Raw genomic sequence first — 24,547 nt, forward strand, 5'->3', positions numbered from 1 at the left:
CCGCCGGAGCGGACAGAAATGAATTAAAATCATCACAGGTATAGTCTCTGGGAATAATTATGGATATCCGAACGCTGCGCTATTTTGTCGAAGTGGTGCGTCAACAGAGTTTTACTCGCGCTGCGGAGAAGCTTTTCGTCACCCAGCCCACCATCAGTAAAATGCTCAAAAATCTGGAAGATGAGCTGAACTGCACCCTGCTCATTCGCGATGGACGCAGGCTCCTGCTGACCGATACCGGTCGGGTCGTTTTCGAACGTGGGCAGGCCATTCTTGGCGAGTTTCATCAGCTGGAATCGGAGCTGAGCGACATTAATCATCTGCACAAGGGGGTCCTGCGACTGGGGATCCCGCCGATGGTCGGCATGCTGATGGCAGAACCGATTAGCCTGTTTCGCCAGCGCTACCCGGGCGTGGAGCTAAAGATTGCCGAGTTTGGCGGCCTGACGGTCCAGCAGGCGGTAAGCAACGGCGAGCTGGATCTCGCCATGACAGCGCTGCCGGTAGACGAGAACAGCGGCCTGAGTACGCTGCCGCTCTTCAACCATCCGCTGTGCGTGCTGACGCCGAGAACGGAGCAATGGGAAAACGTTCCGTCACTGTCGCCGGAAGCGCTCGCGGCCCATCCGCTGGTGATTTATAACGAAGACTTCGCCCTGAGCCGGCAGCTAATGGCGCTGTTCACCTGCCATGATGTAAAACCTCGAATCGCGGTACGCAGCGGCCAGTGGGATTTTCTTGCTGCCATGGTGCAGGCGGGCATCGGCGTGGCTATATTGCCGCAGCCGATTTGCGAACGCCTCGATGCACAGAACTTTTGCTGGATACCGTTGCAGAGCGAGCTGCACTGGGAGCTGGGAATGATTTGGCGGGAAGGTGTGTATCTGTCGCACAGCGCACAGGCGTGGCTGGAGTGCAGCAAGGCATTCTGGCTGGGGTAAGCTCCCGGAGGCGGCGCGTTGCGCCGGTCCGGGCTACCGGCTTGCTGAACCCGTAGCCCGGTCAGCGCAGCGCCACCGGGGAACAGGTACCGGGCTACTGATCTTCGATTAACAGCGCTTCCAGCAGGTCAAGGTCATGCAGCAGCTTTTGCAGCGTTTCATTGCTGATCTGTCGGGTCGCACGCAGATGGTACAGCTCACCGCGTTCCGAACGCAGTGCCGCCAGACGGAACCGGCGTTCAAGCTGTTCTTCGAGAATTGAGGTTTCCACATCGTTGCGTCCGTCAACCCGGCGACGCAGATTACCAATGACCCGCGAACTGACCTCGGTCAGCAGCTGATTATCGATATTTTCCTTGGTGTCCGACGCCAGACGCTCTTCCATTTTCTGAATCGCCACAATAGCGACATCCGCCGTCGCTGCACGTGCCAGGCGTTCTTCTTTACGCTGCTGAACATGGTCGCTCGACTCGATATGACGCAGCAAAATCGGCAGCGCAATCACCCCGACAAACAGCGAAAACAGAATCACCCCTGCGGCCAAAAAGATCAGCTCATAGCGAGCCGGGAAGACGTTGCCGTCCGGCAGCAGGAGCGGAATCGACAGAACACCGGCGAGCGTTATCGCCCCGCGAACCCCGGCGACGGAGGAGATCAGCAGCTCACGGGTTGTCCACGAGCCAAACTCCATCGGTTTCTTTTTCAGGAAACGCTGGCTCAGTTTGCGCATCGTCCACAGCCAGCCAAAACGCACCAGCATCAGCGCGGCATAGATCAGGATAATGTCGGTAAACAGCATCCAGGTTTCAACATTAGGATCCGCTTCCGCCGCCACCAGCGACGTCGACAGAATATCCGGCAGCTGTAGGCCCAACAGCAGGAAGACCATGCCGTTAAAGACAAACTCCAGCATCGCCCAGGTGCTGTTCGCACGCAGGCGCATCGCCAGAGGCGCGGTACGCATCACGCCGGAACGAGTGATGGTCATCCCTGCAGCCACCGCTGCCAGGATCCCGGAGACGCCGATATGTTCCGCGATCAGGTAGGAAGCAAACGGCAGCAGGAACAGCAGGACAATCTGCGTTGCGGGCTCATCGCCGCCCCAGCGGCTGAGGAAGCGCATTGAGCGACCATACAGCCAGCTGACCACAAACCCGGCCAGGATGCCGCCGATGGCGACTTTGAGGAACTCGACCGTCGCGCCGCCGACGGTAAATACCATCGTGCCCATCGCCACGGCGACGGCAAACTTCAGCGAGACCAGACCGGAGGCATCGTTCATTAACGCCTCGCCCTGCAAAATCCCCATAATTTTTTTCGGAATTCGCCCTTCGCCCACGATGCCAGACAGCGCCACGGCATCGGTCGGTGACAGTACCGCCGCCAGCGCGAAAGCCGGAATCAGCGGAATACCCGGCACTATCCAATAAATGAGGAAGCCAATACCGACCACCGTCACCAGCACCAGCGCCAGCGCTAATCCGAGGATTTCTCGTCCGTGCTCGATAAATTCACGAGTCGGCGTCTTCCAGCCGTCGGCAAAAAGCAGCGGCGGAATAAACAGGACCAGGAAGAGCTCGGGGTCGAATTCAACGTGCAAACCAAACGTCGGCCACGCCAACAGCGCGCCAATGGCGATTTGCATCAGTGGTAATGGAACCTGAAAGGGCAGAACGCGTGTAACCACCCCGGAGAGAGAGACCACGAGGGTCATGATGAGTATGGTGAAGAATATTTCCATGTGTTCCCTGTTTGCTGCGTTTTCTTTTTTATACCTTAAATAATTCGAGTTGCAGGACAACAGTGCTTGCGCTGGCCCCAAAGGGACGAAGCTGAAGGCTGAGTAACGCTGCGAGCAGCGGCCCTGATAGGGTTGAGGCTCATGGATGAGCCGAATCACGAGGACAGCCAACGCTCATGCAACTTGAAGTATGACGGGTATACACCGGAGGCGTCATGTCTCTGGATAATACGCTACCCAGATTAACGCAAAAGGAAACAGGATGTGGCCTAAAAATAAAACGGGCGGCCTGAGCCACCCGTGAGACTGATGACAAACCTCAAGACGATACCGGCCTGCCATATTCAACCCAATAAAAAACAAGGAAAATCAATTTATTGATTTTCGGCTGCTAACCACAAAGAAGGAAAAACCACGCTTTTTCCTTCTTTGTCAGCAATCTGACGGGCGGCCTGAGCCACCCGTCACCCGCAGGAAAAGCTTAAATAGCCCAACCGCCGGCGTAGAAGATCACCAGCGCAGCGGCGATGATGACGGTGCCCAGGTTCAGCTTGCGCCATTCACCGGAAACCAGACGGCCGATCACCAGGGTGGCAAAGCCGATCATGATGCCCGTTACGATGTTACAGGTCAGCACGATAAAGACCGCGGTGATCAGACCCGCCATCGCATCGACAAAATCATTAAAGTCGATTTTCGCTACGTTGCTCAGCATCAGCAGACCGACATACATCAGCGCAGGCGCCGTTGCATAGGCAGGTACCAGATAAGAGAGTGGAGACAGGAACAGAATTAGCAGGAACAGTACGCCAACGGTCACGGCGGTCAGGCCGGTTTTGCCGCCAGCCGCGGTACCCGCGGCAGATTCGATGTACACCGCCGCCGGCGCAGCACCAACCACGCCAGAGAAGACGCTGCTCAGGGAGTCGGTAGTCAGCGCTTTACCGCCGTTGATAATCTGCCCGTCTTTATCCAGCAGGTTTGCCTGCCCTGCGACGGCGCGAATGGTGCCTGTGGCATCAAATACCGCCGTCATCACCAGCGCCAGCACGCTTGGCAGAACCACCGGATTCAGCGCGCCCAGAATATCGAGGCTGCCAATCAGCGAGTTGCCTTTATCATCGCTCAGCGAAGGCATCGCGAAAATACCGGAGAAGTGAACGTTCGGGTCAAACAGCAGGCCGACAATCGACACGCCGATAATCGTCAGCAGGATACCGCCCGGCACTTTCATTTTTTCAAGGCCGATAATGACCGCCAGCCCTACCAGCGACATAATCACCGGGAAGCTGTCGAATTGACCCAGCGCAACCGGCAAACCGTCCAGCGGGTTTTTGATAACCAGACCGACGCCGTTTGCGGCGATCAGCAGCAGAAACAGGCCGATACCAATCCCGGTACCCTGCGCAACGCCCTGCGGTAAATTGCGCAGGATCCAGCTACGAATGCCGGTGGCAGAGATAACGGTAAACAGCACGCCCATCAGGAACACGGCGCCCAGCGCAACCGGGATGCTGATGTGCTGACCCAGCACCAGGCTGAAGGCGGTGAACGCGGTCAGCGAGATAGCACAGCCGATGGCCAGCGGCAGGTTCGCCCACAGCCCCATCACGAGGGAGCCTACGCCGGCGACCAGACAGGTGGAAACAAATACGGCAGCCGGTGGAAACCCGGCTTTACCCAACATGCCCGGAACAACAATGACCGAATACACCATCGCCAGGAAGGTGGTCAAACCGGCAACAATCTCCTGACGAACGGAGCTACCGCGAGCTGAAATTTTAAACCAGGCGTCTAATGAACCGCCGGTACGCGCTGAAGGCGTAGACATAGAAAACTTCCCCTGAAAATTTTAATCGTTCGTCCGCATACGTGGTGGACCATCCACTGCCAGTTAAACGCGATCTCCTTGTGCTACTTCACAGCGCCAGGGGGGCTGCAAAAAGCAAACGTTTAACTCCGCGCATGCAATACGGTGGTCAGAATGAATTTGCTCCCCCCAGAACAGAGGTAAATAGCGAGCAAAATAAAAAGGCAAACGATTATCCAGCCTTTAGATGGGCCTTTTCAACTGAAGTTTGCGCTAATTCGCTAAATTTTGCTTATGACGTTCATGAAATAACCAGTCGATGCGCAAACGTTGTCGTCTATGCGCAATCCGGTAACATTTTTTTATTGCGCCGATAGCAATTCACCGCGGTCATCACAAAAATCGCTGCTTCACTGCGGCAAGGTGAACGGGCCGCCGCGTTCAATCGCTTTCTGCCAGGCCGGGCGCTGTTCTACACGCTGCACCCATTGCTTGATATGCGGCGCGTCTTCGATACCGCCACGCGCCAGCAGCGCCATGACCGGAAAACTCAGCTGGATATCGGCCATGCTTAGCCGGGCGCCGGCAAACCACGGCTGACGGGAGAGATGATCCTCAATAAAGCGCGCGTGCGTGGCGATTTGCCGGTCCAGCCAGGCCTTCTGCACCCCTTTGCCCAACGCGTTGCCTAACGTTCGCATACCGAGTGGAATGGGCGGTTTACCAAGGCTGGCAAAGACCAGTTTCATCAGCAGCAGCGGCATCAGCGAACCCTCGGCATAATGCAGCCAGAATCGGTATTGCAGCTTGTCCTCGGTCGCCTGCGGCCTGAACTGCTGTTCGCTATCGTAGGTTTCCTGCAAATATTCCAGAATGGCTCCCGACTCCGCCAGCACGTGGCCGCTATCTTCCACCACCGGCGATTTGCCAAGCGGGTGGATCTTTTTCAGTTCAGGGGGCGCCAGCATATTTTTTTCTCGCTGGTAGCTGACAATGCGATAAGGCAGCTGGAGCTCTTCAAGCGCCCACAGCACGCGTTGGGATCGTGACTGATTGAGATGATGTACCGTTAACATGCAGGCTCTCCCGTAGTTTGTTCGAATTAACTATAGGAACTGACGGCGATTGGCGGAAAAAATTCGCCTAAATAAACGGGTGAAATAGTTGGGCTGTGCCACAATTAAGTTGTCGGCGCAATCCGGAACCTCCATCAACATCTTGCGCAATACCGAGGGGAGCCGACGTCGGGGGAAACCCTCCTGCGAACCAGTAGGATAGCGTCAAAGACAAAGACCGGAAAACAACTAAAGCGCCCTGTTGTGGCGCTTTAGTTTTATACGTCATCTTCCAGCAGTCGCGCACCGGTCCCCTCTTCACCCAGCCGGTCTCCCGGGTTACGCAACGGGCAGTCACGTCGCGACAAACAGCCGCAGCCGATACAGCCGTCCAGTTGGTCACGCAGTGCGGTCAAGGTATGAATGCGCCGATCAAGCTCTTCCCGCCACTGAGATGAGAGCTGCTTCCACTCTTTCGCGCTGAGGTTATGCCCTTCCGGCAGCACGCCAAACGCATCGCCGATGGTCGAAAGCGGAATCCCGATACGCTGGGCAATCTTGATGATCGCCACCGCACGCAGCACGTCACGGCGATAGCGCCGCTGATTTCCGGCATTACGCTGGCTGTGAATCAACCCTTTGCTTTCATAGAAATGCAGGGCAGAAACGGCAACGCCGGTACGTTTTGCCACTTCGCCCGGGGTCAACAGCATTTTAATACGAGGGGATTTCTTTTCCATAAAAGCGCTTTACCTCAAGTTAACTTGAGGAATTATACTCGCCCGCAGACAAAACGACGAATCGAGAATTGAGAGAGGCCGCTTTATGTCCCATCAGGATATTATCCAAACGCTTATTGAATGGATTGATGAACATATCGATCAACCACTTAACATTGATGTAGTCGCCAGAAAATCCGGATACTCAAAATGGTACCTCCAGCGGATGTTCCGCGCCGTCATGCATCAAACGCTGGGCGATTACATCCGCCAACGCAGACTGCTGCTGGCCGCAGAAGCACTGCGCACCACCCAGCGGCCAATTTTTGATATTGCGATGGATCTGGGCTATGTGTCGCAGCAGACGTTCTCACGGGTATTTCGCCGGGAGTTCGATCGCACCCCCAGCGACTATCGCCATCAGATTTCCGCCTGACCGTTTATACACAAGGGCTGAGCAGCGCGGGTGCGTTCGCCAGCCACTGCCTGAACTCCTGCGGCGGCATCGCCTTTGCAAAGTACCAGCCCTGGCAATACTGGACCCCGCGCTTTCGTAGCCAGATGACCTGGTCCGCCGTTTCCACACCTTCGGCAACGGTCTTTAAGCGCAGGCTGCGGGCCATATCAATAATATGTTCGGCGATCATGTAGCTGGTACTGTTGGTGGTGAGCGTATCGATAAACGATTTATCGATCTTCAGAATATCCACGTTTAAAGCGTGGAGGTTGTGCAGGTTTGAATAACCCGTGCCGAAGTCATCAATGGCAATTTCATACCCGGCTTCGCGGAAAGCCTGGATGACCGGCATGGTTTTCTGTACGTCAATAAACCCGCGTTCGGTGACTTCAATTTTTATCTGATCGATACGTACCGCGTAGCTCCTGGCCTTTTCACCGATTTGGGCAATCAGCCGTGAAGAGTGGAAATCGGTCGCCGACAGGTTAATCGCAATATACAGATGCGGGTGTCTGGCCAGAAATTCTCCCAGCTCGGAAAACAGCTCATCCACCACATAATCGGTGACCTGCGCAATCATCCCCTCATTTTCCGCCAGTGGAATGAACTCCGCCGGGCTCATCACCGGCCCGTCAAACCCCGGCCAGCGCAGCAGAGCTTCGGCACCCACGCAGCGGTTATTTTCGATATCGATTATCGGTTGGTAATGCAGACACAGCTGACGGCGATTGAGCGCACGCTGTAGCATATTGCGTGGTGAATGGTATTGCTGCCGGGTACGCAACCACACCAGTAAAATCAGAATGCTGCAAATAATCCCCAGCGGTAAGGTGAGCCTTAGCTGATCATAAAAGCTCTGATAATAACTGGCGCACGAAGTGGACATAATCACGGCGATCGGGCGGATGGCCGAATGGGCCACGGTATATACCCGCTGGCCCTCGTGAAAAAAGGCGTCTTCATGACGAATCAGGCCGTGCAGAGAAGCATCGGCATGCTTACTGGTGGAAAAAAACAGGTTCGTTTTCGTATCGTACAGGCCGTAGGCTAAATCTTTATCGCTTGATATTAATGAGCTGTAGGACAGTGGGTTAATAACGGCAAGGTAATGCCCTCGCTGCATATAGTTCATCGCAAAGCCGGGATAGAAAGGCGTATCACGGTAGTAGTAGATGGCGACATCCGGCTGTTTTGTATAATTCGCAGCAGGAATACGCCATGCGGTATCAGGGTGTACCGAAGTGGAGCAAAACAAACGCGTACCATCAGCATAAATTAAATCGTCGACATAAAGCAGACTACGAACAATCGACAACATATATTGCTGATGTGCGGGAGAACATATTATCCCTTTAAATCGCATGGCTTTATCACGCGCCTGATCCGCCTCATAGATAACCATTTCCGTTTTCTGTAGCGCCAGTTGTGAAAATGCGCGGAGCCGATCGGAGGTCTCTGCTTTTGCTCTGATTTGCGCAAACCACAGCGCCAGAAGGACGGGTAGCAGGAGCACCAGCGTCATACCCAATATTCTCAACGCGTTGTGCAGTGTGCGACGATTCATTTCCGTTTATTGTCCATGCGATATGCCTTTATCACGGTAAAAGATCACACCCGTTGTTATACAACAGAGACTATTTTCAGCAACCAGTCATTTGATGTAAAAACCCCACCCTCAATAATGATGAATAATACTAATTTCACGGAGAATCGAGAAACATTCTCGTCATTATGAGAGCAACACCTCTATCTAATTCGGTTTATCCGTGTGATTGGCAAGATTACGTAATAAAAGCCGTAGATAACGCGCACAAAAAAAGAAATCAAAACCCAGGAAGGCAATGTTTACTGTTTGCGGGAGCGGTAAAATGCAGCCTCACCATTATCCACAACAATTACATGGTTTAAAAACAACCAAAAAACGCACACTTTTGACTGGTGAATAAAGAAGCAAATGTGATATAGTTCACACAACTTAATGAAACAAGAACGCTGTTTCATTACTCCCCTGATTGCCCGTAGATAGCCAGAGCGCCACGTCATTGTCAGTCTCGCCAGGTTGTCAAAGGCACCCGATTTTCTTTGAGGATGAGGTTGATGGCTTCCATAACTACCAGTGTCATACTTTTGCGCTGGCCGCTGGTGAGCGCGGTTCTGATGTTTTTGGCCAGTTCGATGAATATTCAGCTACGCAAAAGCGATTATGCCGGTTTAGCCGTTATTTGCAGCTGTCTCGGCCTGGTCGCTGCCTGCTGGTTCGCTACCGGCTTGCTAGGGATAACGCTGCTGGATATTGCCAAAATCTGGGGTAACATCAAAGACGTCATGATCGAAGTCATGAGTCAGACACCGCCAGAATGGCCGATGGTCATGACCTGATAATAAAAAAGCTTCCTTCGGGAGGCTTTTTTATTACCCCACCAAATCTATTCGCAATCCTTTGATATTTTAATAAATTTATCATTATAGATAATGTATTTATCCCCAGACTGGCGCAGCGCTGCCTGGTGAACCACATCTCCAGGCCGCAAATACCAGGCCTCGCCCTCTTCTTCCGTTGCATTGCATCCCGGCTTGATCAGCAGCTTAAACCAGGTATTGCCGCTGTTACTGACGCTTCCCGACTGGCGGTCAAAAACCCATTTAAACTGCACCTGCCGCGGGCGCACCACCAGGATAGTTTCCATCACCACCACCGGGTCGATCCCCACCGATCCACCAGCTGCAGTGCGGGCGATACGGTTACGGGTGGGGATTTCGCGAAATGAGACCCGGTAATAGCGTTCGCGGTTATCCTGTGGGCCATGGTAATAAAATTTAAAATATTCCCCTTGTCCAGCCTGCAGAGTGAGCTGACGCGGGGCAAACAGCAGCTCGCCATCTGCCGGGCGAGAGCGAACTTCATTTCCCCCCGGACGATCGATCCCGACAACGGATATCTGATACAGCCGTGCGCTCGGGTTATTATTCAGTACCCGTTTGGCGACAAAAGTCTCCCCGGCGCCCAGCGAAAAGGTTAAATTGCCAACGGAAATCGCCCGGCCCGTTGCAGGCAGCCCCAAAAGCAGCACCCACGCGACGGCCTGGAGCAGATTAATTAATATTGCGCCATGTCGCCTGAACATGAATCTCTCCTGAAGCACTGACTTCACCAAACCAGCCATCGTCATCTACCGTTCGTAACGAAATATCGTCGTTCATCGGTATGGAAAATTTCACCGTCGTCTTGTTCATCACCCCGACATCGCCGGACGCATCCGTCCACGGCGTCGTCAGCCACAGCGCATCCGTCATATCACGCCAGCTATCATCACAGCCGGCATCATAATTTTTGGTCGTACCGGTCTGGGTGGTAAACACCAGCAGCGCCGGGAAAGGAACCTTTGTCATTCCGTCCGCCGAGCTGAACAGGCAGTATGAGCGCCCGGCGATCGACTGCGACGGGCCGGTGACTTTAATCAGAACTTCATCGGCGGCGGTTTTTCCACTGGTGGTGACGATATAGCCGAAATCCAGTGACGGCTGTCCCGCGCCGACATACCCCTCGCGCGATGGAGAACTGGTGTACTCGTCGGAAATAATACTAATGCTGAAATCGCGCGGTTTGATAATCAGCGAGTTGGAGGTGGAAAACTCATACCAACCGGATTCCGGCGAGGTGGTGTTCTGGAAACGGAAGTTAAACAGATCGTTGGTATTAATATCGCTGATCCCCAGCGCCACCATCTGCTTAAAGAAGTTGCTGGAAAAGAAGATGTAAACCGAATCCGAGGCTTTCAGCTCGTTAAACGTATAGTAGTAGGCGGTGCCGCTGACCGGCTTCCAGCTGTTACCATCCAGGCTGAACTGCATATCATACATATTCACCGCCGACGTTAACGATGAGTTGTTTATTGCCGGGAAAATATGAATCGAGGTATTACTCAATCCATTGTGCTGCAACGCATAGTTGACCATCTTACAGCTCAGGCCACTCCGGGTGCCAATCGTCTGCGCCCGACAGTTCGTGCTGCCCTCTCCCAACGTCGGGATCCCGTCGCTATTGATAAAAACTTCGGTCAGCGAATGGGTGTTGATTAACTTTAAGTTCGCCGCTTTGGTATGGGTCACTTTACGGACATACCAGGCACCGGAAGCCTGATCCTTACACCGTGCTCCGCTGCTTGCATCATAGGAGACGGAGGTCTGACAAGCATTGATCGTCATCGACATGCTGCCGCCTACCGGCATCTGCTGTAGATACTGATAGAAGGCGTCCGACATCATGCCGTGCATCCATTTTTGCCCACCGGTAGTCACCGTCACGCCGTAAAATCCGTTCGCGTCAGTAACCTGCGGCAAAATCAGGCTGGTTGCCATATCGCAACCGGCGTACCAGTTGATGCAGCGCAGCCCGCTCAGGGGATTTGATACCGGCGAGTTCTCCAGCCACATATCAAACTTCCAGTTGGCGTTAAGTCCGGTGTTATAGCCGTTATCGATATAGCCCAGGCTCTGCTGATAGATAGTGCCGCTGCCGGTATATTTCAGCCCGGTCCAGCGGCTGGCACCGGTCATGCGCGGGTCCAGCACACCGCCCGGCGTAACGAAATAGTTATCATCAGAGTTGTTTTCAACGAAAACATACTGCACCGCAGCCGCGTCAGCCCAGGTTGTCTTCGTCACCGCCGCTTCTGCCCGCAGCGCGCACAGCGCGATGACAAACAGGCCAATTAACGGAAACCACTTAGCTTTCATGTCCTTCTCCTGCCTGCTGCACGCTGGCGTAAGTTTTCAGGCCGGTGCAGACGACGTCACCCACCCACACCGCTCCTCGCGCCTGACCAATCTCAAGCCCGACTTCACAGCTCTGGTTATTGCCGTAGGTAAAATCGATAGTGGGATATTTTTTATCCACGTCCATAACGAATCCGCCCGTGTTATCGGTACGCGTCCGACCAATGTGGTTATTGATATGCGCATTGGCCAGCAGCGTGCCGTCTTCGGCACGGATGCGTCCGGAAACGGTCACCATCTGCTTCACTTCCGGTTCGATAACCGCCACGTTGCCCGGGTAGAGCGTCAGGCTGCTCTTACGGCTGCTGACAATGTCGTAACTGTCGATAGAATTCTTGCTGTTTTGCAGCTCTACGTCGTAACGGCTGTAGGGTGACAGCGGCAGATAGTTGCGCTTACCGGTAAGCTGGATGACCCGCCCGTTAACCCGGGCGCTCAGCTTGCCGTCATCATCGAGATCGGTATTAAAAATCACGCCGGCGTTGCCATCGGTGCGCCCGCTGGCAGCAATATTTCGCCCCTGCCAACCCATGCTACCGCTGGCGGTCAGGTTGGTATTCACATAGCCGTCAGCGCCGCTGTTAATGTTCAACGTGCCATTGGCGTAACGTGTATCAAACTGGGCGTAGGCTCCGCCGCTCAGCGTTTTATCATCCCCGGTATCACCGGAGACCGCGCGCGAAATATTGGCGCCAAGGGTACGCACCACGCCCTCATCAAACTGTTTACGGGCGGACAGGTTCGCCATGGTGTAGCCGTTCTGGTGGGTCATACCGGCGCTGAACCAGTTTCCCAGAGGGAGTGAGAAGTCGAGCGCGATGTATTTCCCGGTGCTGCTACTGCTGTCACCATTATTGAATCGCTGGATACCGGCACGCAGGCCCAGCGAGCCGAACGCGCCGCTAAAGAGCGTCTGATAATAATCCGCGGTGTAGTAATGGCTGCTGTAGCGACGATCGTCGTTGTAGCTAATGCTAAATGTTCCCAGCTTTGACCACAGTGGATTGAGATTAAGGGTGCCGCCAATCGCCCGGTTATCGGCGTCGCTACGCCGTAGCTTATCGCCAATAATGGTTTTTTCCTGGTTAACCCAGATGGTGCTAAACCCCCCGGGTAAGGACGCGCTGATGCTGCCAATGCTGCTCCAGGAGCTGTCGCTGGCTAGCATATTTTGCAGGTTGACGTTGACCGCCTCCGTCAGCGGCACGGTCAGACGCGTCTCGGCTACGGTATTGCTATCGTAACCGTAGCCGGTCGCCGCCCAGTTGAGGACGCCAACGGCGCCGGACGTGGATGCGCCCGCCAGCCAGCTCTCTTTTGCCGGCCGGGCCTTTTTGCCGCTTTCTGACCAGCGGTCCATATGAAAGCTGCCGCCCCAGACCTGCCAGGCCAGCGGTGCCCCCGCTCCACGCCCCTGGCTGAAGAGTTTATTCACGCGCTGCGTGCGTTTGCTCACCGCCCGACCATTGACGATAACCTCGACGTCCACATCATAAATTCCGTAGGGCAGGCCCCGGGTGTCCACTTCGTGGTTGCCCATCGTAAAGTTCTGCACGCTCAGCAGACGCCCGTCGCGTGACAAATGCACCTCACCCGCGGCAGGTAAAAAAGCGACAATCGGCGTAACCGATTGTGAATGATCAAATACCGTTGAGCTGGCCTGGTTTCCCCAGGATGCACCGTAGATCTTCCCCGCAGAAATCGCGGTCATCGGCCCAAGCGACTGTAAATTCCACGTGTCCAACATCCCACCGGCAAAGCGATGCCCGGCGAAATCACGCTCATACATGGCCTTATAAATTTCACTATCCTGATTGCTGGTTCCGGCACCGTACAGCGAGCCATCCAGCACAATATGGTGTTCACGCAGAGCGCTGACGCTGTTCAACGACAAATAACTCGAAGTACTGTTCCCGGCGTTACGCATCTGGTTGTTATACACCCCGAGGTTATAGTTCAGGCTACTGCTGATACTGTTTACGCTGGACTGGCCGATATCCTCACTGCGCGAGCGCAGGACGGTCCCCAGCGCCTCACGTTTCACCACCAGCTGCAACAGCAGTTGGCGAAGACTAAGCTGTAGCTGAGCCTCAGTCGTCAGCGTGATATGTAAATCGCCGTTGAAAGGTGCATTCACCAGTTCGGTCAACGTTTTTCGGGTTTGTTCGCTTACGCTGGCATTGTCAGCGCGCTCTTCCAGCTGAATATGACGGATGCGAAGCGTTCCATCATCCAGCCAGATAAACGCGCTGCCGAGGCGCTGATCGTCCTGCGTCCCCGGGCTGCCTTCGAGGTGAAGAAACAGCGGGATACTCATCCCATCCTGCAGCGCCTGGCTAAATGCCTGAGGAATCACCACGCCACCCATTTGCTGCACCTGCTGGGGAGCTGCATTTACGCTAAGCGGAAGAGAAAAAATGGCCATACCGTAGGCAAAGAGCGTTTTCAGCCCGGGTGAAATCCGTAGTAAAGGCATAACCTTAGTCCGTCAGCACAATTATTATTTTACGGGCACAAATTGCTCGCCCTGCCAGAGAGCGACCCGTCCCTTTTTATCGGCAATATTTACGCGGGTAAAACGACGCTCTTTGCCGGGCATGAGGTAATAGTTTTCTTTGCATTCTTTGCCATCCGCAGGCTTCAGGCAGGGTCCGTAAGCTAGGATACGCAGCGTGGCATTGCCGGTGTTCGCCAGCGTTCCGTTGGCGTACTGATAGCGGTAATCCGCCTTACGCGGGGCAACGACCAGGATGGTGCCGATACGGGCCGATGCGGTGGCAACCGCACTGCGCCGGGTGCTGTCGCGCTGCGCATCGCTTAACGCCTGATCGAACCAGACGATGCGGTAATAGCGCTCTTTATTGTCCGCCGGCCCTTTATAGAAAAAGCGAATGACGTCGCTGCTCTGCGCCGGCAGCAGCAGGCTGGCGGGCGTCAGCAGCACTTCATCCTGACGGTCCATCGCAATCACACTGCCGCCTTCAAGCGGCGAGGAAAGGCGTTCAACATGGATATTGATTAAACGTCCACTATCGGTCGTGTTTTTAATCTCTTTACTGAGCACACTGCCGTCGCTGTTCATAAACGAAGAGATATCGCCAACATCCAGGGCCAGGGCCGGCATGATGGCGCAAAAATACAGGCTGATAGCCAGAATGCGGTTTTTCATATGAATTCGGTCCGTGGAGGAAAGCAGGGGGAAATCCCCCTGCTCGTGCTACAGAGAAATCAGCTGGTCCAGGTGGCGTCGAACTGAACGCTGACATCACCACTCCAGATCCCTTCCGGCAGCGTGCTGTAATCGGTGACTGCGGTCGTACCATCAGTGGTACCGCTGATGATAGAGAAGTTGAATCCATCCTGTGCAGTGGCGCGGCCGGCCTGGTTGTAACCATTAGACAGTGCGCTTAAGTTACCGCCCAGAACGCCGTTCGCGGTGTCAATCATGATGGTATCAGCAGATTTTTCGACCGCGGCGCCGTTGTAATCCACACCGACGTTCAGCGTCGAGCCCGAGGTATCCAGCTGAGTCAGGGTATTGGTAATCAGACGAGAGGTCAGTTTAAATGCCGTCGCAGTCGCATCACCTTCAATCGCGACATCAAACAGGCCTTTTTGCGAGTTAAAGCCTTTAATCCCTTCGGCGTACTGGAAAGCCAGGCTACCCAGAGGCGTCACGACCAGTTTGCTGGTGGTGTCTTTTTTAGCCGTGGCTGACCAGGTCGCAACGGCCTGAGCCGTAACGTCTGCTGCCTGAACGGTGCCCACGCAGAAAGTCGTAACCAGAGCTGCTGCTAACATTTTCAATTTCATATTCATCACCTGATAATAATAAGAGGCTTTTTATCGCCCGTACTGTTCCATCGTTATGGAATGATCGCCCTTAAGAACATGGTGTTCTTAAATGCAAAGGTTGAATAAATCGATAAAACTCACTGGATCCCTGTGACAATAAAACTCAATTACGCTGCGGGTTACACAACATTAAATAAGAATCATATTGGTTCCTGATGCCGGCAATATAAAACGCATTAAAGCAAGCATGGTAATGTTATTGTTATTTAACAAACCGACCTTATTACTGGTATTGCTTTTATGCAAACTTACCGTCTTAATACTCAGACCGAGAATTTCAGAAATATCATTGATTAAGTTGCCAATAATCATCAATGACATAATCTTCTCTTCACGAACCGTGAGATTCCTTTTCCTGGCCTTAAACTTTTTTAGCTTAAGGATGCTCTCCACCGTTTTGACACTCGCGTTAGCAGACAAAAAACAGATATTATTGATATCGGAAACATCACTAACAAATTTAGCATCAGGAGCGACAATGACCTTCGCCGGGCTGCTCGACAGATAATGCTGATAGGCACAAAGCATTTTCTCTATCTGCGCAAAATGAATAATGACGTAATCTTCTGCACTCAGCGCCCGGCACTGTTGTTGCGCGAACTCATTCTCGACGTTATCGACCCAGCTGATGTAGCAGTCATCATCGGCTATGCTCAGCAGACCCTGCATATAGAAATAATTATCTGTTACGATCAGTACGGCCATGATAACAACGCCTCCATTCCATTGAGTCCATTGAGCTAATCCATTGGAGAATGTCATCATCTATGATGAAGCTCCGACCCTTCTCTTTACTCTTATTTTTACTTTTCTTTTATGAATGATGACAAAAATTCACTATTATTTTTGTTAGAGCCGCGCCACCACATTTCATACATAAATAGTAAGCTTAATGACTTCATTTTATTACTCATAAAGTTATGAAGCACAAAAAAATCACATCTGTTGATCTTTTGTTAAAACACAACCCATTGATAAATATAAAAATAAATACCACATTTAACAAATGGACATTGATTTATAACAATCATGCTACTGGATTAAGAGTATTCTTAGTGATGAATGAATGTCAGGTCTACTCTTTGGTGCTAGTATCGCGGCATCAAATCCCAGATAAATGACACAGTGGTAACTATTCTCACAATAAGACATCATATATGGCTACTATTTACGTTATCGAGAACACGCTGAGATTTAACTCTGAAGCGCATACTCTCCATTCCATAAAAAGTAATGAACACATTACTCTGGCAATACCAGCAAGTCTGTGCTTTGATTTGTTAATACAAAATCAGGGAAGAATCGTCACCCAGGCTGAGCTGTTACAAAATGCCTGGGGAGAAAGAGGGATGAATGTTACGCCGAATACTTTACATCAAAACATCTCTTTATTGCGCAAATCCCTAAATCGCTTAAATGTGAATGGAACACTTATTCAAACCATCCCTAAACGGGGGTTTATGATTGCTGATGATGCAAACATTCGGATTGATAGCCCCGATACCAATACGGAGAACGGCCCGAAGAATGGCGTCGATAGCGTAACGCCTCAGATAAATATCGTCGTTGCGGAGGAGCGCAGCAATTACCATCAAGACAGCCAGCAGCTTCACGCCGACCCGCCGGTAGAGCAAGGAAAAGATGATGATATCCCGAAGGGAATTATCGGGGCCGTGAAAAAAAGAAAAACAGGGTGGATCATCGCGGGTATTACTACCCTGTTGATTTTTCTGCTGCATGTCTACATCAGTCAGTCGGCAGCGACCGATTCACCTTTCGCATCTTATGCACTAATAACAACGGTAAACAACTGCAAGATTTTCAGAAATGATGATTTGCGATTCGATGAATATTATATTGAATTTCTTAAAGAGCATAATATCACCTGCTCAAATGGGAAGAACATTTATATTACCAACCATTATCCATCGAGCAGGACATCGCTGATCGCCTGTCGATACCCGATTAAATCTAATAAAAAATCGTTTTGTACTTCATCTTATTACTTAAAATAACACAATATGAATATACTCAAGCTAAATAAAGTCATCGTATACGCCGGCATTATTATCGTGATAAGCTTCATTTTTTACCATATAAACACATCCGATGATGGTGAAACCATTAACTGTACTTCTGCATTTTCAATTATTAATGACAGCGAGGAGTTTACCTTTTCCGTCACGTTCTTCGCCAGCGAGGGGGATGGGTTGATCACATTTACCGGCAACTCAGGAAATATAAAAGATAACATTAGCATCAGGAAATATTTAAGTTACGTAAAAAATAAAAACAATATTTATATTTTCAGAAGCACTGACGCCAATATGCGATCAGACGTAACTCCTATCAATCATAAATTTGATGAAGTGTTACCGCCATTTTTCACCGAAATTAGAAAAGAAGATAAATTCATTATCAAAATAATAAAGATAAAACCAGGGTCGTGGGTCTTCATGTCAACAAACACACCCTATTTTATTTGTGAAAATACCAATGGTTAGCCACCTTTCCGGTTAGCACAGCGCATGGTGCTTGAAACTTCCCGGGCAGCGTTTAATCGCGCAGTGTGGCTGGTAACAGCACCCCTCCACCGTTGTAGCGTCAAAATCATAGGGACAGGAAGGCCGTTCCCGTAGGGTTTCCCACTGAGCCTGGCTGTAGATTGAAATATTATAGACTTTAATATGATGATATCTTTCGTTAACTAATACTTTCGAGGAGTACAACCTCATCGACTCCCCAGGAAGCAGCAGAATATCAGCTTCATACCATATGATGAATTTTAAGAAGCGCAGCCTTGAAATACTCGAAAATGCTACACCAGAATGTGGGCAGATAATTGTGTTCTGAATTGTCCATTTCATTTCGCATCCTTGTGCTTTGCGGGCAACAACCATATAGATAGTGATAGCAAAGATCATAATTAACCGCAAGCCTTGCCCTCGATATTGTGATGCAAGACCGGGGCATTGGGCCTTTAAAGTGACGACTAATAAGTAAGTGAGCTAATACAAAATACGTAGACAGGTAAAATAGAAATACATAATTCTACATTACGCTGGGTATAAATTTACAAAAACACAATTGCCGAACAGGCGGCAATGATGGGAAGACACGACGGGCCCTAACCAACCCCATCGCGTCGCCTGCGGATATTTACCAGGTTTTCCCAATATTAAATTGAAATTGCTCCGCCTTATCACCGTCATATTTTTTAAACGGTTCAGCCCAGGAGAAAACCAGCGGGCCCAGCGGCGACATCCACTGCACCGCAATCCCTGCCGACATACGAATATGTAGCGGATCGCCATAGTCAGGGATCCCGGCGGCCTGCGTCTGAGCGGTATTTTGCCACGACGTACTCCATACGGTCCCCGCATCGACAAAGAACGAAGTACGCAAACTGTCGGCATACTTGTCGTTGATAAACGGCGTCGGAATAATAAATTCGCTGTTCAGTACCGCCATGGCGTTTCCGCCCACCGCATCAGAAGAGCTTTCTACCGGGCAATTGCTGTAGCTACTTTCAGACCCATTACAGCGATAGTAAGCCGCTTTTGGCCCTATGGTATTAGAAGAGAAACCGCGTACCGACGTCGAGCCTCCGGCATAGAAGTTATCGTAAAACGGGACCGTTTTCCCGTTCAGGCCACCGGCATAACCCGCTTTAAGGTGTTCCATCCAGACCCAGCTTTTCCCTTCATTAAGGGGGACATACTGCGCGGTATCGAGAGTGAGTTTGTAATAACTGTTATCTGAACCCGGTACGGTCACTTTTCCGCTCAGGCTGCTTTTATTCCCCGCACGGGGGAAAAATCCGCGGTCGAGATTGTTGTAGCTCCAGCCCAGGCTGGCAAAGACGTCGTTGGCGCTATACTTTGCCCCGCTGTTGCCATCTTTCGTGACTACGTCGGGATAAATACCCCGAGAGTTAAGGTAATTCCACGTCGTCAGCTCCGGATCCATGTTCGTCAGGTAGTTATGGACATAATCTACACCCAGACTCAGCGAGTTATTTTCGCTAATCGGGAAGCCAAGACTACTCCCCAAGCCATAGCTTTGCTGGTTATAACTCCCGGCATCGGCGTCGGCGGCATCATAGCTGTTGTAGAAAATTTTCCCGCCCAGACTGACGCCATCAACGGTAAAATAGGGGTCGGTAGCACCCAGTTCAACATAGGACTGATAGCTGTTGCGCGTCCCGTTAAAACTGACGCTGTTGCCGGTGCCTAACCAGTTGTCCTGAGTGACCCCAAGCTGATAGCTGATGCCACTATCTGTCCCGAAGCCCAGCCCAACGTTAAACGAACCGGTATTACGTTCTTTCACTTTATAGACGACATCAACCTGATCCTGACTCCCGGCAACCGGCGTTATCTCTTTATCTACCGTCTCAAAAAAGCCCGTGCGATCCAGCCGCTCTTTCCCTTGCTGTACCTTTTCATCATTGAGCCATCCGCCCTCCATTTGACGCATTTCACGACGTAAGACGGCATCGCGTGAAGTGTCATTCCCGACGAAACGGATCTGGCGGACGGAATAACGGCGCCCGGCATCAACATTGATATGTAGGGCCACGCTTTTATGTGTGTCGTCTATTTCAGTACGGGTATTTACCTGTGGCCAGGCGTAGCCGTATTTACCAAACCGCTTTTTGATACTGTTTTCGACGGCTGTAATGTCGGCCCCGCTATACCATTTTCCCGACAGTGGCTGTACCAGCGCTTCAATCTCTTGCGTGTGTTCGGCCATCTCACCGCTCACCACCGTGCTGGTAACCTTATAACGCTCACCTTCAGATATGTTGACCGTGAGATACAGCGACTTTTTATCCGGCGTGATGCTGACCTGGCTGGTGTTAATCGCGAAGCGCGCATAGCCCCGGTCGAGGTAATAACTCCGCAGGGTTTCCAGGTCGGCTTCCATTTTTTGTTTCTGATATTTTTTGTCCCCGACCACGTTCCACCATGGAACATGATCACGCAGCTGAAGCTGATCCAGCAGCGTGTCCTCGCGAAAGGCTTTATTGCCGATGATATTAATCTGGGCAATGGTCGCGGCGATGCCTTCCTGAAAAACAAACTTTAAATCGACGCGGTTACGCGGCAATGGCGTTACCACCGCATGGACCTGCGCGCTGTATTTCCCGACGCTATAATAGAAATCCTGTAATCCTTTTTCTATTTCACTGAGCGCGTTACGATCCAATGCGCTCCCTTCTTCAACGCCGCTGGCCGCCAGATTGTCTTTCAGGGCATCATCTTTTACCGATTTATTTCCCGAAAAACTTAATCTGGCAATCGTCGGCCGCTCTTTAAGCTGTACTACCAGCGTCGCGCCATCACGCAGGATCTGGACATTTTCAAAGTTACCGCTGGCATATAAAGCGCGTACCGACTCGCTAATATCATCATTAGATACCTGTTCTCCGGTATGGATGGGCATGCTTAATAGTGCAGCCCCTACGGTAACGCGCTGCAACCCCTCAAAACGAATATCATCAACTTTGTACGTTGTTGATGCATAAAGCGTTAAGGGCGAAATTAATAATCCGGCAATGATATTTGTTTTCTTTAGCATGGACGTTTTGTCTAAGAGATATTTGGCGATAGCAGAATTCTGCTGGGATTTGCGTAAGCAACGCGCAGAATTACACGTCATTATGGTGAAACAATGGAGAAAAGAAGGATGTTATTCGATAGAGAAAAAATTTTAATTTAACGGAACTTCGTCAAATTAAGTCAGTCTGAGCAGCAACCTGACAACAGAATAAAATTGAAAATGATTTTTTTAATTTATAAAACAAAAAGCCCCCTTTCTGATTGGGTGAAAGGGGGAAAGATCTTGTTAGGAATGATGCTCTCTGGGATAAACCAGGAACACCAGCAATCTACCCTGAAATACAGAATTTAAAATGAAGAGATTTTGAATAAATTATGCAGTAACAACCTGTAATAACCACAATATATCAGGGCGTTAATTTGTATGAATTCTTCATATTTTCCTCAAAATAGCAGAATAGAGTATGAGAGGCTTATGGGAACATCAAAGCACATCAAGCGTGATATCTAAAAAGTAAAGTAGTGGCGCCTTACCACGGAGGGTGAGGCATTTACCTGGCCGCCTGCAGCCCCTCGCCACGTGATGGAGGGGTAGCTGGTCTGGAATGAGCATGAATCATGCGTAAAAATGAGATCCAGCAGTCCGTTCTTAACGAGCTGGTACGTTGGATAAAAAACAACCTCGATAAAAAACTTACGGTCAATGCACTCAGCGCATTTTCCGGGTATTCAGAGTGGCATCTTTTCCGTCTGTTCCGCCATTATTTTAATATGTCACCGATGGAATATATCAGGCGACAGCGCATGTCGTTATGCCGTGATTTATTGCAGATTCAACCTGCCTTCCGCATCGTCGATATTTGTGTTATGACGGGATATGAAGATATCAGTGCATTTAACCGTACATTTAAAAGGTATTATGCAGTCACCCCAACGCAATTTCGCCAGCACCTGACGGGAAATCATGATAATCCATGTAGCTGATGAGAATAAAACGCCGGGAACACTTTAATATTCCCGGCGTGATAAATGACAATCAGAAATGCGTATTTACACTGACATAGAAAGTCCTGCCTGACTCATTATAGGTCTCCGCGCCAGCACCGTATAAATAGGCCCCGGTGGTGGCATTCCCGGTCGTTTGCGCATTTCCGGCGCGATAGTGGCGAATATCAAAAAGATTGTCCACGCCGCTGGTCAGACTCAGGTTTTTATTCACGTCCCAGGTCGCACTCAGCCCGACAATGCTGTACGGGCTAAGCTCGTTCAGCTCACTTCCGGATACCGCTTCACCTTTGTAATTGAAACGTTTAGGTTTCTGCCGTCCGTACCAGGTAAAGGTGCTTTGCAATGACACATCGTCCCGGACCTGCCAGCCAAGCGTAGAGTTAAGGGTAAACTGCGGAATAACCGACAGGCGATCGCCGGTCGTCTTGTTCTTACTTTGCAGCATCCAGGTCAGGTTATTACTCCAGTTGACCGTTTCACTCAGCGGCAGGTTCAGCGAACCTTCAAGCCCTTCCACCAGCGCTTTAGGGACGTTCTCCCACTGATAGATGTTCGTCGTCCCATTGCTGGCGGTACCGACCGCTGAATACCCGGACTCAATTTTATTGCGGTAGTCGTTACGGAACCAGGTTATTCCCGCCTGATAGCCTTCATGCTTGTATTCCAGACCAATCTCTTTATTGACGCTGGTCTCAGCCTTCAGATCGCTATTCCCCATCAGATAGCAGGCGGAGCTGCTGGCATAGCATCCTTGGCCGTTACTGTAGAGAATATAGTTGGGGTTAAGCTGATAGAGGTTCGGCGCTTTATAGGCGCGGGCAATACCGAGTTTCAGGGTCCAGTCGTCACTCAGCCCCTGCGACAGATTAAGCGATGGGCTCCAGTTATTGCCGACGATACTGTGATGGTCAAAACGCAGCGCCGGCGTCAGCATCGTGCTATCGGTGAGTGCGATATTGTCTTCAGTAAACAGCGAGAAAATCTCGGCACTGCTGTAGGGACTGCGACCGGAGGCCGAAATACCGTCGATGGAACCGTAGGAGAGCGACTGGGTGGTCGACACCCCATCTTTCATCCGCTGCTGGTTCCACTCGGTGCCCAGCGTCAGATTCTGGTCGACTCCCAGCGTAAACGGAATATTCACCTCGCTGTGTAACAGCACATCTGCCAGATCGATATCCGAGAACTCACTGCTGGAGAAGATACCCTCGGTTCCCCCGGCCAGGCCTTCATTCATGCGGGAGTTACGGGTATGTTCATACTGTGCATAGCTGTTGCTGGTGACGCCGTTATCCCAGCCTCCTGTCCAGGTGAGGCCATAGGTCTGACGGTAAATGCGGTTGGTCTCTTTACCATACATACTTTTCACCAGCGTACTGGTGTTGGTATTCTGCGTATCGCCGGCATAGAGATTGCCCTGGCGGCTATAGCCGGTTTCAAACTCCAGCGCCTGCATGGGTGCAAATTCCCAGCGTAGCTTACCGTGGATATCTTTATTCACGACCCCTTCGCGCCCGGCCGGATAAGATCCCGCGTAGCTGCCGGTCCGCTCCGCCTCGTGGCCGGCGTTAATATCCTGGGCATCAGCCTGCGTTTTACTCAGGTTGCCCCATAAATTAAAGCTCACGCTGTCCGACATTAGCCCTTCAAGGCTGAAGTTCGTTCGCTTTGTCGCCCCCTCTTTTCGGTGCTGAGGCGCGTTCATGTAGGTATTCCAGGAGCCATGCCATTCGTTATTCACGGGTTTGGTAATAATATTCACCACGCCGCCCATAGCACCGTTGCCATAGCGCGCCGCCGCAGGGCCGCGAATCACGTCAATGTGGTCGATCATCTCTGCAGGAACCCAGCCGGTGTCACCGCGCGTATCACGATCGCCACGCCAGCCATAGCGTACCGAGTTACGGCTGGTCACCGGCTTGCCATCGATCAGTATCAGCGTATTCTCCGGCCCCATGCCGCGGATATCGATTTGTCGGTTATTACCGCGCTGGCCGCTGGTCGAGTTGCCGGTAAGGTTCACCCCTGGCTGAGTACGAATCAGTTCAGAGATATCGCGAGCCGGCGGGTGTTTGCGAATGTCATCAGCCGTGAGCGTTGAAACACCGGGTGCCTGCAAGGTCTGCCTGGCGGCAGTCACCACCATCGTCTCTTCGGTATTTGCCGCAGCGGTATCGGCGTCCTTTGTGTCTTCCTGTGTGCTGCTGTCAGCGGCCTGCGCGGGTAATGCCGCGCCCCAGATAGCCATATGAATCAGCACGGCTAGCGAGTAGTGTGAGTATTGTTTCATGGAGTATGCCCTGTTTTCTTTTTTTGCTGTCGGGGCGCGACTCCTTCATCATTCAGATAAACAGCGGTAGTCATTTCCATGCGAATAACTCAACGCCTGGTTTTGGCGTAGCAAAGCCCTCCCGAATAACTAACGGGATATAAAGAGCTTGTGGCCAAAATATAAAATCTCACCCTGTCGAAAATGAAAAATACGCGTCCGCACTATTCTTAGATAGCGTTTTACGATCAGCCATGGATATGATTATTGTGCGTTATTACGTTATTAGAAATGAGATTCATTATCAAGCCGATAATGTAAAATAGCTGAAACAGATTGAAATATAACAAAT

19 protein-coding genes are annotated in these 24,547 nt (G+C 51.4%); 5 read left to right on the top strand and 14 right to left on the bottom strand.

Going from position 1 to position 24,547, the window contains the following annotated elements; genetic code table 11:
- The first annotated feature begins 59 nt into the window (after positions 1–59).
- Positions 60–941: a LysR family transcriptional regulator gene (locus tag ACMYSK_RS17610; RefSeq protein WP_434637327.1), complete on the top strand. Its 882-nt coding sequence runs from the start codon at positions 60–62 to the stop codon at positions 939–941.
- A gap of 94 nt (positions 942–1,035) precedes the next feature.
- Here the strand turns inward: ACMYSK_RS17610 and ACMYSK_RS17615 are convergent, their stop codons facing one another.
- The 4 genes from ACMYSK_RS17615 to soxR all read right to left on the bottom strand — a co-directional run bounded on the left by ACMYSK_RS17615 (position 1,036) and on the right by soxR (position 6,287).
- The gene (locus ACMYSK_RS17615; RefSeq protein WP_434637329.1) at positions 1,036–2,682 is read right to left on the bottom strand and encodes a Na+/H+ antiporter; all 1,647 of its coding nucleotides are present in this window, start codon (positions 2,680–2,682) and stop codon (positions 1,036–1,038) included.
- Positions 2,683–3,163: 481 nt separating this feature from the next.
- On the bottom strand, positions 3,164–4,513 hold the full coding sequence (locus tag ACMYSK_RS17620; protein WP_434637331.1) for an NCS2 family permease: 1,350 nt from the start codon (positions 4,511–4,513) through the stop codon (positions 3,164–3,166).
- Positions 4,514–4,902: 389 nt separating this feature from the next.
- Complete coding sequence (locus ACMYSK_RS17625) at positions 4,903–5,568, bottom strand: glutathione S-transferase family protein (protein WP_434637333.1); 666 nt, start codon at positions 5,566–5,568, stop codon at positions 4,903–4,905.
- Positions 5,569–5,825: 257 nt separating this feature from the next.
- Entirely contained in the window at positions 5,826–6,287 is a 462-nt protein-coding gene (gene soxR / locus ACMYSK_RS17630) for a redox-sensitive transcriptional activator SoxR (protein WP_434637335.1), read from the bottom strand.
- An 85-nt stretch (positions 6,288–6,372) separates the two neighbouring features.
- On the opposite strand from soxR, the gene soxS reads away from it, so the two are divergent.
- Positions 6,373–6,702 carry a superoxide response transcriptional regulator SoxS gene (soxS, locus tag ACMYSK_RS17635; protein ID WP_004856516.1) on the top strand — a complete coding sequence of 110 codons (330 nt, stop codon included), beginning with the start codon at positions 6,373–6,375 and terminating at the stop codon, positions 6,700–6,702.
- Between the two features lie 4 nt (positions 6,703–6,706).
- Here soxS and ACMYSK_RS17640 read toward each other — a convergent pair whose 3' ends face one another.
- Entirely contained in the window at positions 6,707–8,287 is a 1,581-nt protein-coding gene (locus ACMYSK_RS17640; protein WP_434637337.1) for an EAL domain-containing protein, read from the bottom strand.
- 533 nt (positions 8,288–8,820) lie between these two features.
- Between ACMYSK_RS17640 and ACMYSK_RS17645 the strand changes: the two genes are divergently transcribed.
- Positions 8,821–9,102, top strand: coding sequence for a YjcB family protein (locus ACMYSK_RS17645; RefSeq protein ID WP_434637339.1), 282 nt, complete (start codon positions 8,821–8,823; stop codon positions 9,100–9,102).
- A 47-nt stretch (positions 9,103–9,149) separates the two neighbouring features.
- Here ACMYSK_RS17645 and ACMYSK_RS17650 read toward each other — a convergent pair whose 3' ends face one another.
- From ACMYSK_RS17650 to ACMYSK_RS17675, 6 genes are all read right to left on the bottom strand, one after another.
- Positions 9,150–9,848 (bottom strand): hypothetical protein, encoded by a 699-nt coding sequence (locus ACMYSK_RS17650; protein ID WP_434637341.1) that lies wholly within the window; start codon positions 9,846–9,848, stop codon positions 9,150–9,152.
- A complete protein-coding gene (gene ecpD, locus ACMYSK_RS17655; RefSeq protein WP_434637343.1) occupies positions 9,817–11,460 on the bottom strand; it encodes a fimbrial adhesin EcpD in 1,644 nt (547 codons plus the stop codon). Before ecpD ends, ACMYSK_RS17650 begins: the two co-directional genes overlap by 32 nt.
- A complete protein-coding gene (locus ACMYSK_RS17660) occupies positions 11,450–13,975 on the bottom strand; it encodes a CS1-pili formation C-terminal domain-containing protein (protein WP_434637345.1) in 2,526 nt (841 codons plus the stop codon). Before ACMYSK_RS17660 ends, ecpD begins: the two co-directional genes overlap by 11 nt.
- A 24-nt stretch (positions 13,976–13,999) precedes the next feature.
- Positions 14,000–14,668 (bottom strand): hypothetical protein, encoded by a 669-nt coding sequence (locus ACMYSK_RS17665; protein WP_434637347.1) that lies wholly within the window; start codon positions 14,666–14,668, stop codon positions 14,000–14,002.
- Positions 14,669–14,727: 59 nt separating this feature from the next.
- Complete coding sequence (gene ecpA / locus ACMYSK_RS17670; protein ID WP_434637349.1) at positions 14,728–15,312, bottom strand: common pilus major fimbrillin subunit EcpA; 585 nt, start codon at positions 15,310–15,312, stop codon at positions 14,728–14,730.
- A 171-nt stretch (positions 15,313–15,483) separates the two neighbouring features.
- Complete coding sequence (locus ACMYSK_RS17675) at positions 15,484–16,059, bottom strand: LuxR C-terminal-related transcriptional regulator (protein WP_434637351.1); 576 nt, start codon at positions 16,057–16,059, stop codon at positions 15,484–15,486.
- Between the two features lie 452 nt (positions 16,060–16,511).
- On the opposite strand from ACMYSK_RS17675, the gene ACMYSK_RS17680 reads away from it, so the two are divergent.
- On the top strand, positions 16,512–17,369 hold the full coding sequence (locus ACMYSK_RS17680) for a winged helix-turn-helix domain-containing protein (protein ID WP_434637353.1): 858 nt from the start codon (positions 16,512–16,514) through the stop codon (positions 17,367–17,369).
- Between the two features lie 501 nt (positions 17,370–17,870).
- Here ACMYSK_RS17680 and iraM read toward each other — a convergent pair.
- Positions 17,871–18,221, bottom strand: a complete 351-nt coding sequence (gene iraM, locus ACMYSK_RS17685) for an anti-adapter protein IraM (RefSeq protein ID WP_434637355.1) — start codon at positions 18,219–18,221, stop codon at positions 17,871–17,873.
- Between the two features lie 292 nt (positions 18,222–18,513).
- Positions 18,514–20,937: an outer membrane protein assembly factor BamA gene (bamA, locus tag ACMYSK_RS17690; protein WP_434637358.1), complete on the bottom strand. Its 2,424-nt coding sequence runs from the start codon at positions 20,935–20,937 to the stop codon at positions 18,514–18,516.
- A 599-nt stretch (positions 20,938–21,536) separates the two neighbouring features.
- Here bamA and ACMYSK_RS17695 point away from each other — a divergent pair.
- Positions 21,537–21,902, top strand: coding sequence for a helix-turn-helix transcriptional regulator (locus ACMYSK_RS17695; protein ID WP_434637360.1), 366 nt, complete (start codon positions 21,537–21,539; stop codon positions 21,900–21,902).
- Between the two features lie 52 nt (positions 21,903–21,954).
- Here the strand turns inward: ACMYSK_RS17695 and ACMYSK_RS17700 are convergent, their stop codons facing one another.
- Positions 21,955–24,216 carry a TonB-dependent siderophore receptor gene (locus ACMYSK_RS17700; RefSeq protein ID WP_434637362.1) on the bottom strand — a complete coding sequence of 754 codons (2,262 nt, stop codon included), beginning with the start codon at positions 24,214–24,216 and terminating at the stop codon, positions 21,955–21,957.
- Positions 24,217–24,547: the final 331 nt, after the last annotated feature.

The organism is Klebsiella sp. I138, from assembly GCF_051131765.1.
Classification (GTDB): Bacteria; Pseudomonadota; Gammaproteobacteria; order Enterobacterales; family Enterobacteriaceae; genus Klebsiella.

Excerpts from the sequence above, each read along its gene's own strand:
- ACMYSK_RS17610 (WP_434637327.1), top strand. The coding sequence starts at position 60 with ATGGATATCCGAACGCTGCGCTATTTTGTCGAAGTGGTGCGTCAACAG.
- ACMYSK_RS17615 (WP_434637329.1), bottom strand. The coding sequence starts at position 2,682 with ATGGAAATATTCTTCACCATACTCATCATGACCCTCGTGGTCTCTCTC.
- ACMYSK_RS17620 (WP_434637331.1), bottom strand. The coding sequence starts at position 4,513 with ATGTCTACGCCTTCAGCGCGTACCGGCGGTTCATTAGACGCCTGGTTT.
- ACMYSK_RS17625 (WP_434637333.1), bottom strand. The coding sequence starts at position 5,568 with ATGTTAACGGTACATCATCTCAATCAGTCACGATCCCAACGCGTGCTG.
- soxR (WP_434637335.1), bottom strand. The coding sequence starts at position 6,287 with ATGGAAAAGAAATCCCCTCGTATTAAAATGCTGTTGACCCCGGGCGAA.
- soxS (WP_004856516.1), top strand. The coding sequence starts at position 6,373 with ATGTCCCATCAGGATATTATCCAAACGCTTATTGAATGGATTGATGAA.
- ACMYSK_RS17640 (WP_434637337.1), bottom strand. The coding sequence starts at position 8,287 with ATGAATCGTCGCACACTGCACAACGCGTTGAGAATATTGGGTATGACG.
- ACMYSK_RS17645 (WP_434637339.1), top strand. The coding sequence starts at position 8,821 with ATGGCTTCCATAACTACCAGTGTCATACTTTTGCGCTGGCCGCTGGTG.
- ACMYSK_RS17650 (WP_434637341.1), bottom strand. The coding sequence starts at position 9,848 with ATGTTCAGGCGACATGGCGCAATATTAATTAATCTGCTCCAGGCCGTC.
- ecpD (WP_434637343.1), bottom strand. The coding sequence starts at position 11,460 with ATGAAAGCTAAGTGGTTTCCGTTAATTGGCCTGTTTGTCATCGCGCTG.
- ACMYSK_RS17660 (WP_434637345.1), bottom strand. The coding sequence starts at position 13,975 with ATGCCTTTACTACGGATTTCACCCGGGCTGAAAACGCTCTTTGCCTAC.
- ACMYSK_RS17665 (WP_434637347.1), bottom strand. The coding sequence starts at position 14,668 with ATGAAAAACCGCATTCTGGCTATCAGCCTGTATTTTTGCGCCATCATG.
- ecpA (WP_434637349.1), bottom strand. The coding sequence starts at position 15,312 with ATGAAATTGAAAATGTTAGCAGCAGCTCTGGTTACGACTTTCTGCGTG.
- ACMYSK_RS17675 (WP_434637351.1), bottom strand. The coding sequence starts at position 16,059 with ATGGCCGTACTGATCGTAACAGATAATTATTTCTATATGCAGGGTCTG.
- ACMYSK_RS17680 (WP_434637353.1), top strand. The coding sequence starts at position 16,512 with ATGGCTACTATTTACGTTATCGAGAACACGCTGAGATTTAACTCTGAA.
- iraM (WP_434637355.1), bottom strand. The coding sequence starts at position 18,221 with ATGAAATGGACAATTCAGAACACAATTATCTGCCCACATTCTGGTGTA.
- bamA (WP_434637358.1), bottom strand. The coding sequence starts at position 20,937 with ATGCTAAAGAAAACAAATATCATTGCCGGATTATTAATTTCGCCCTTA.
- ACMYSK_RS17695 (WP_434637360.1), top strand. The coding sequence starts at position 21,537 with ATGCGTAAAAATGAGATCCAGCAGTCCGTTCTTAACGAGCTGGTACGT.
- ACMYSK_RS17700 (WP_434637362.1), bottom strand. The coding sequence starts at position 24,216 with ATGAAACAATACTCACACTACTCGCTAGCCGTGCTGATTCATATGGCT.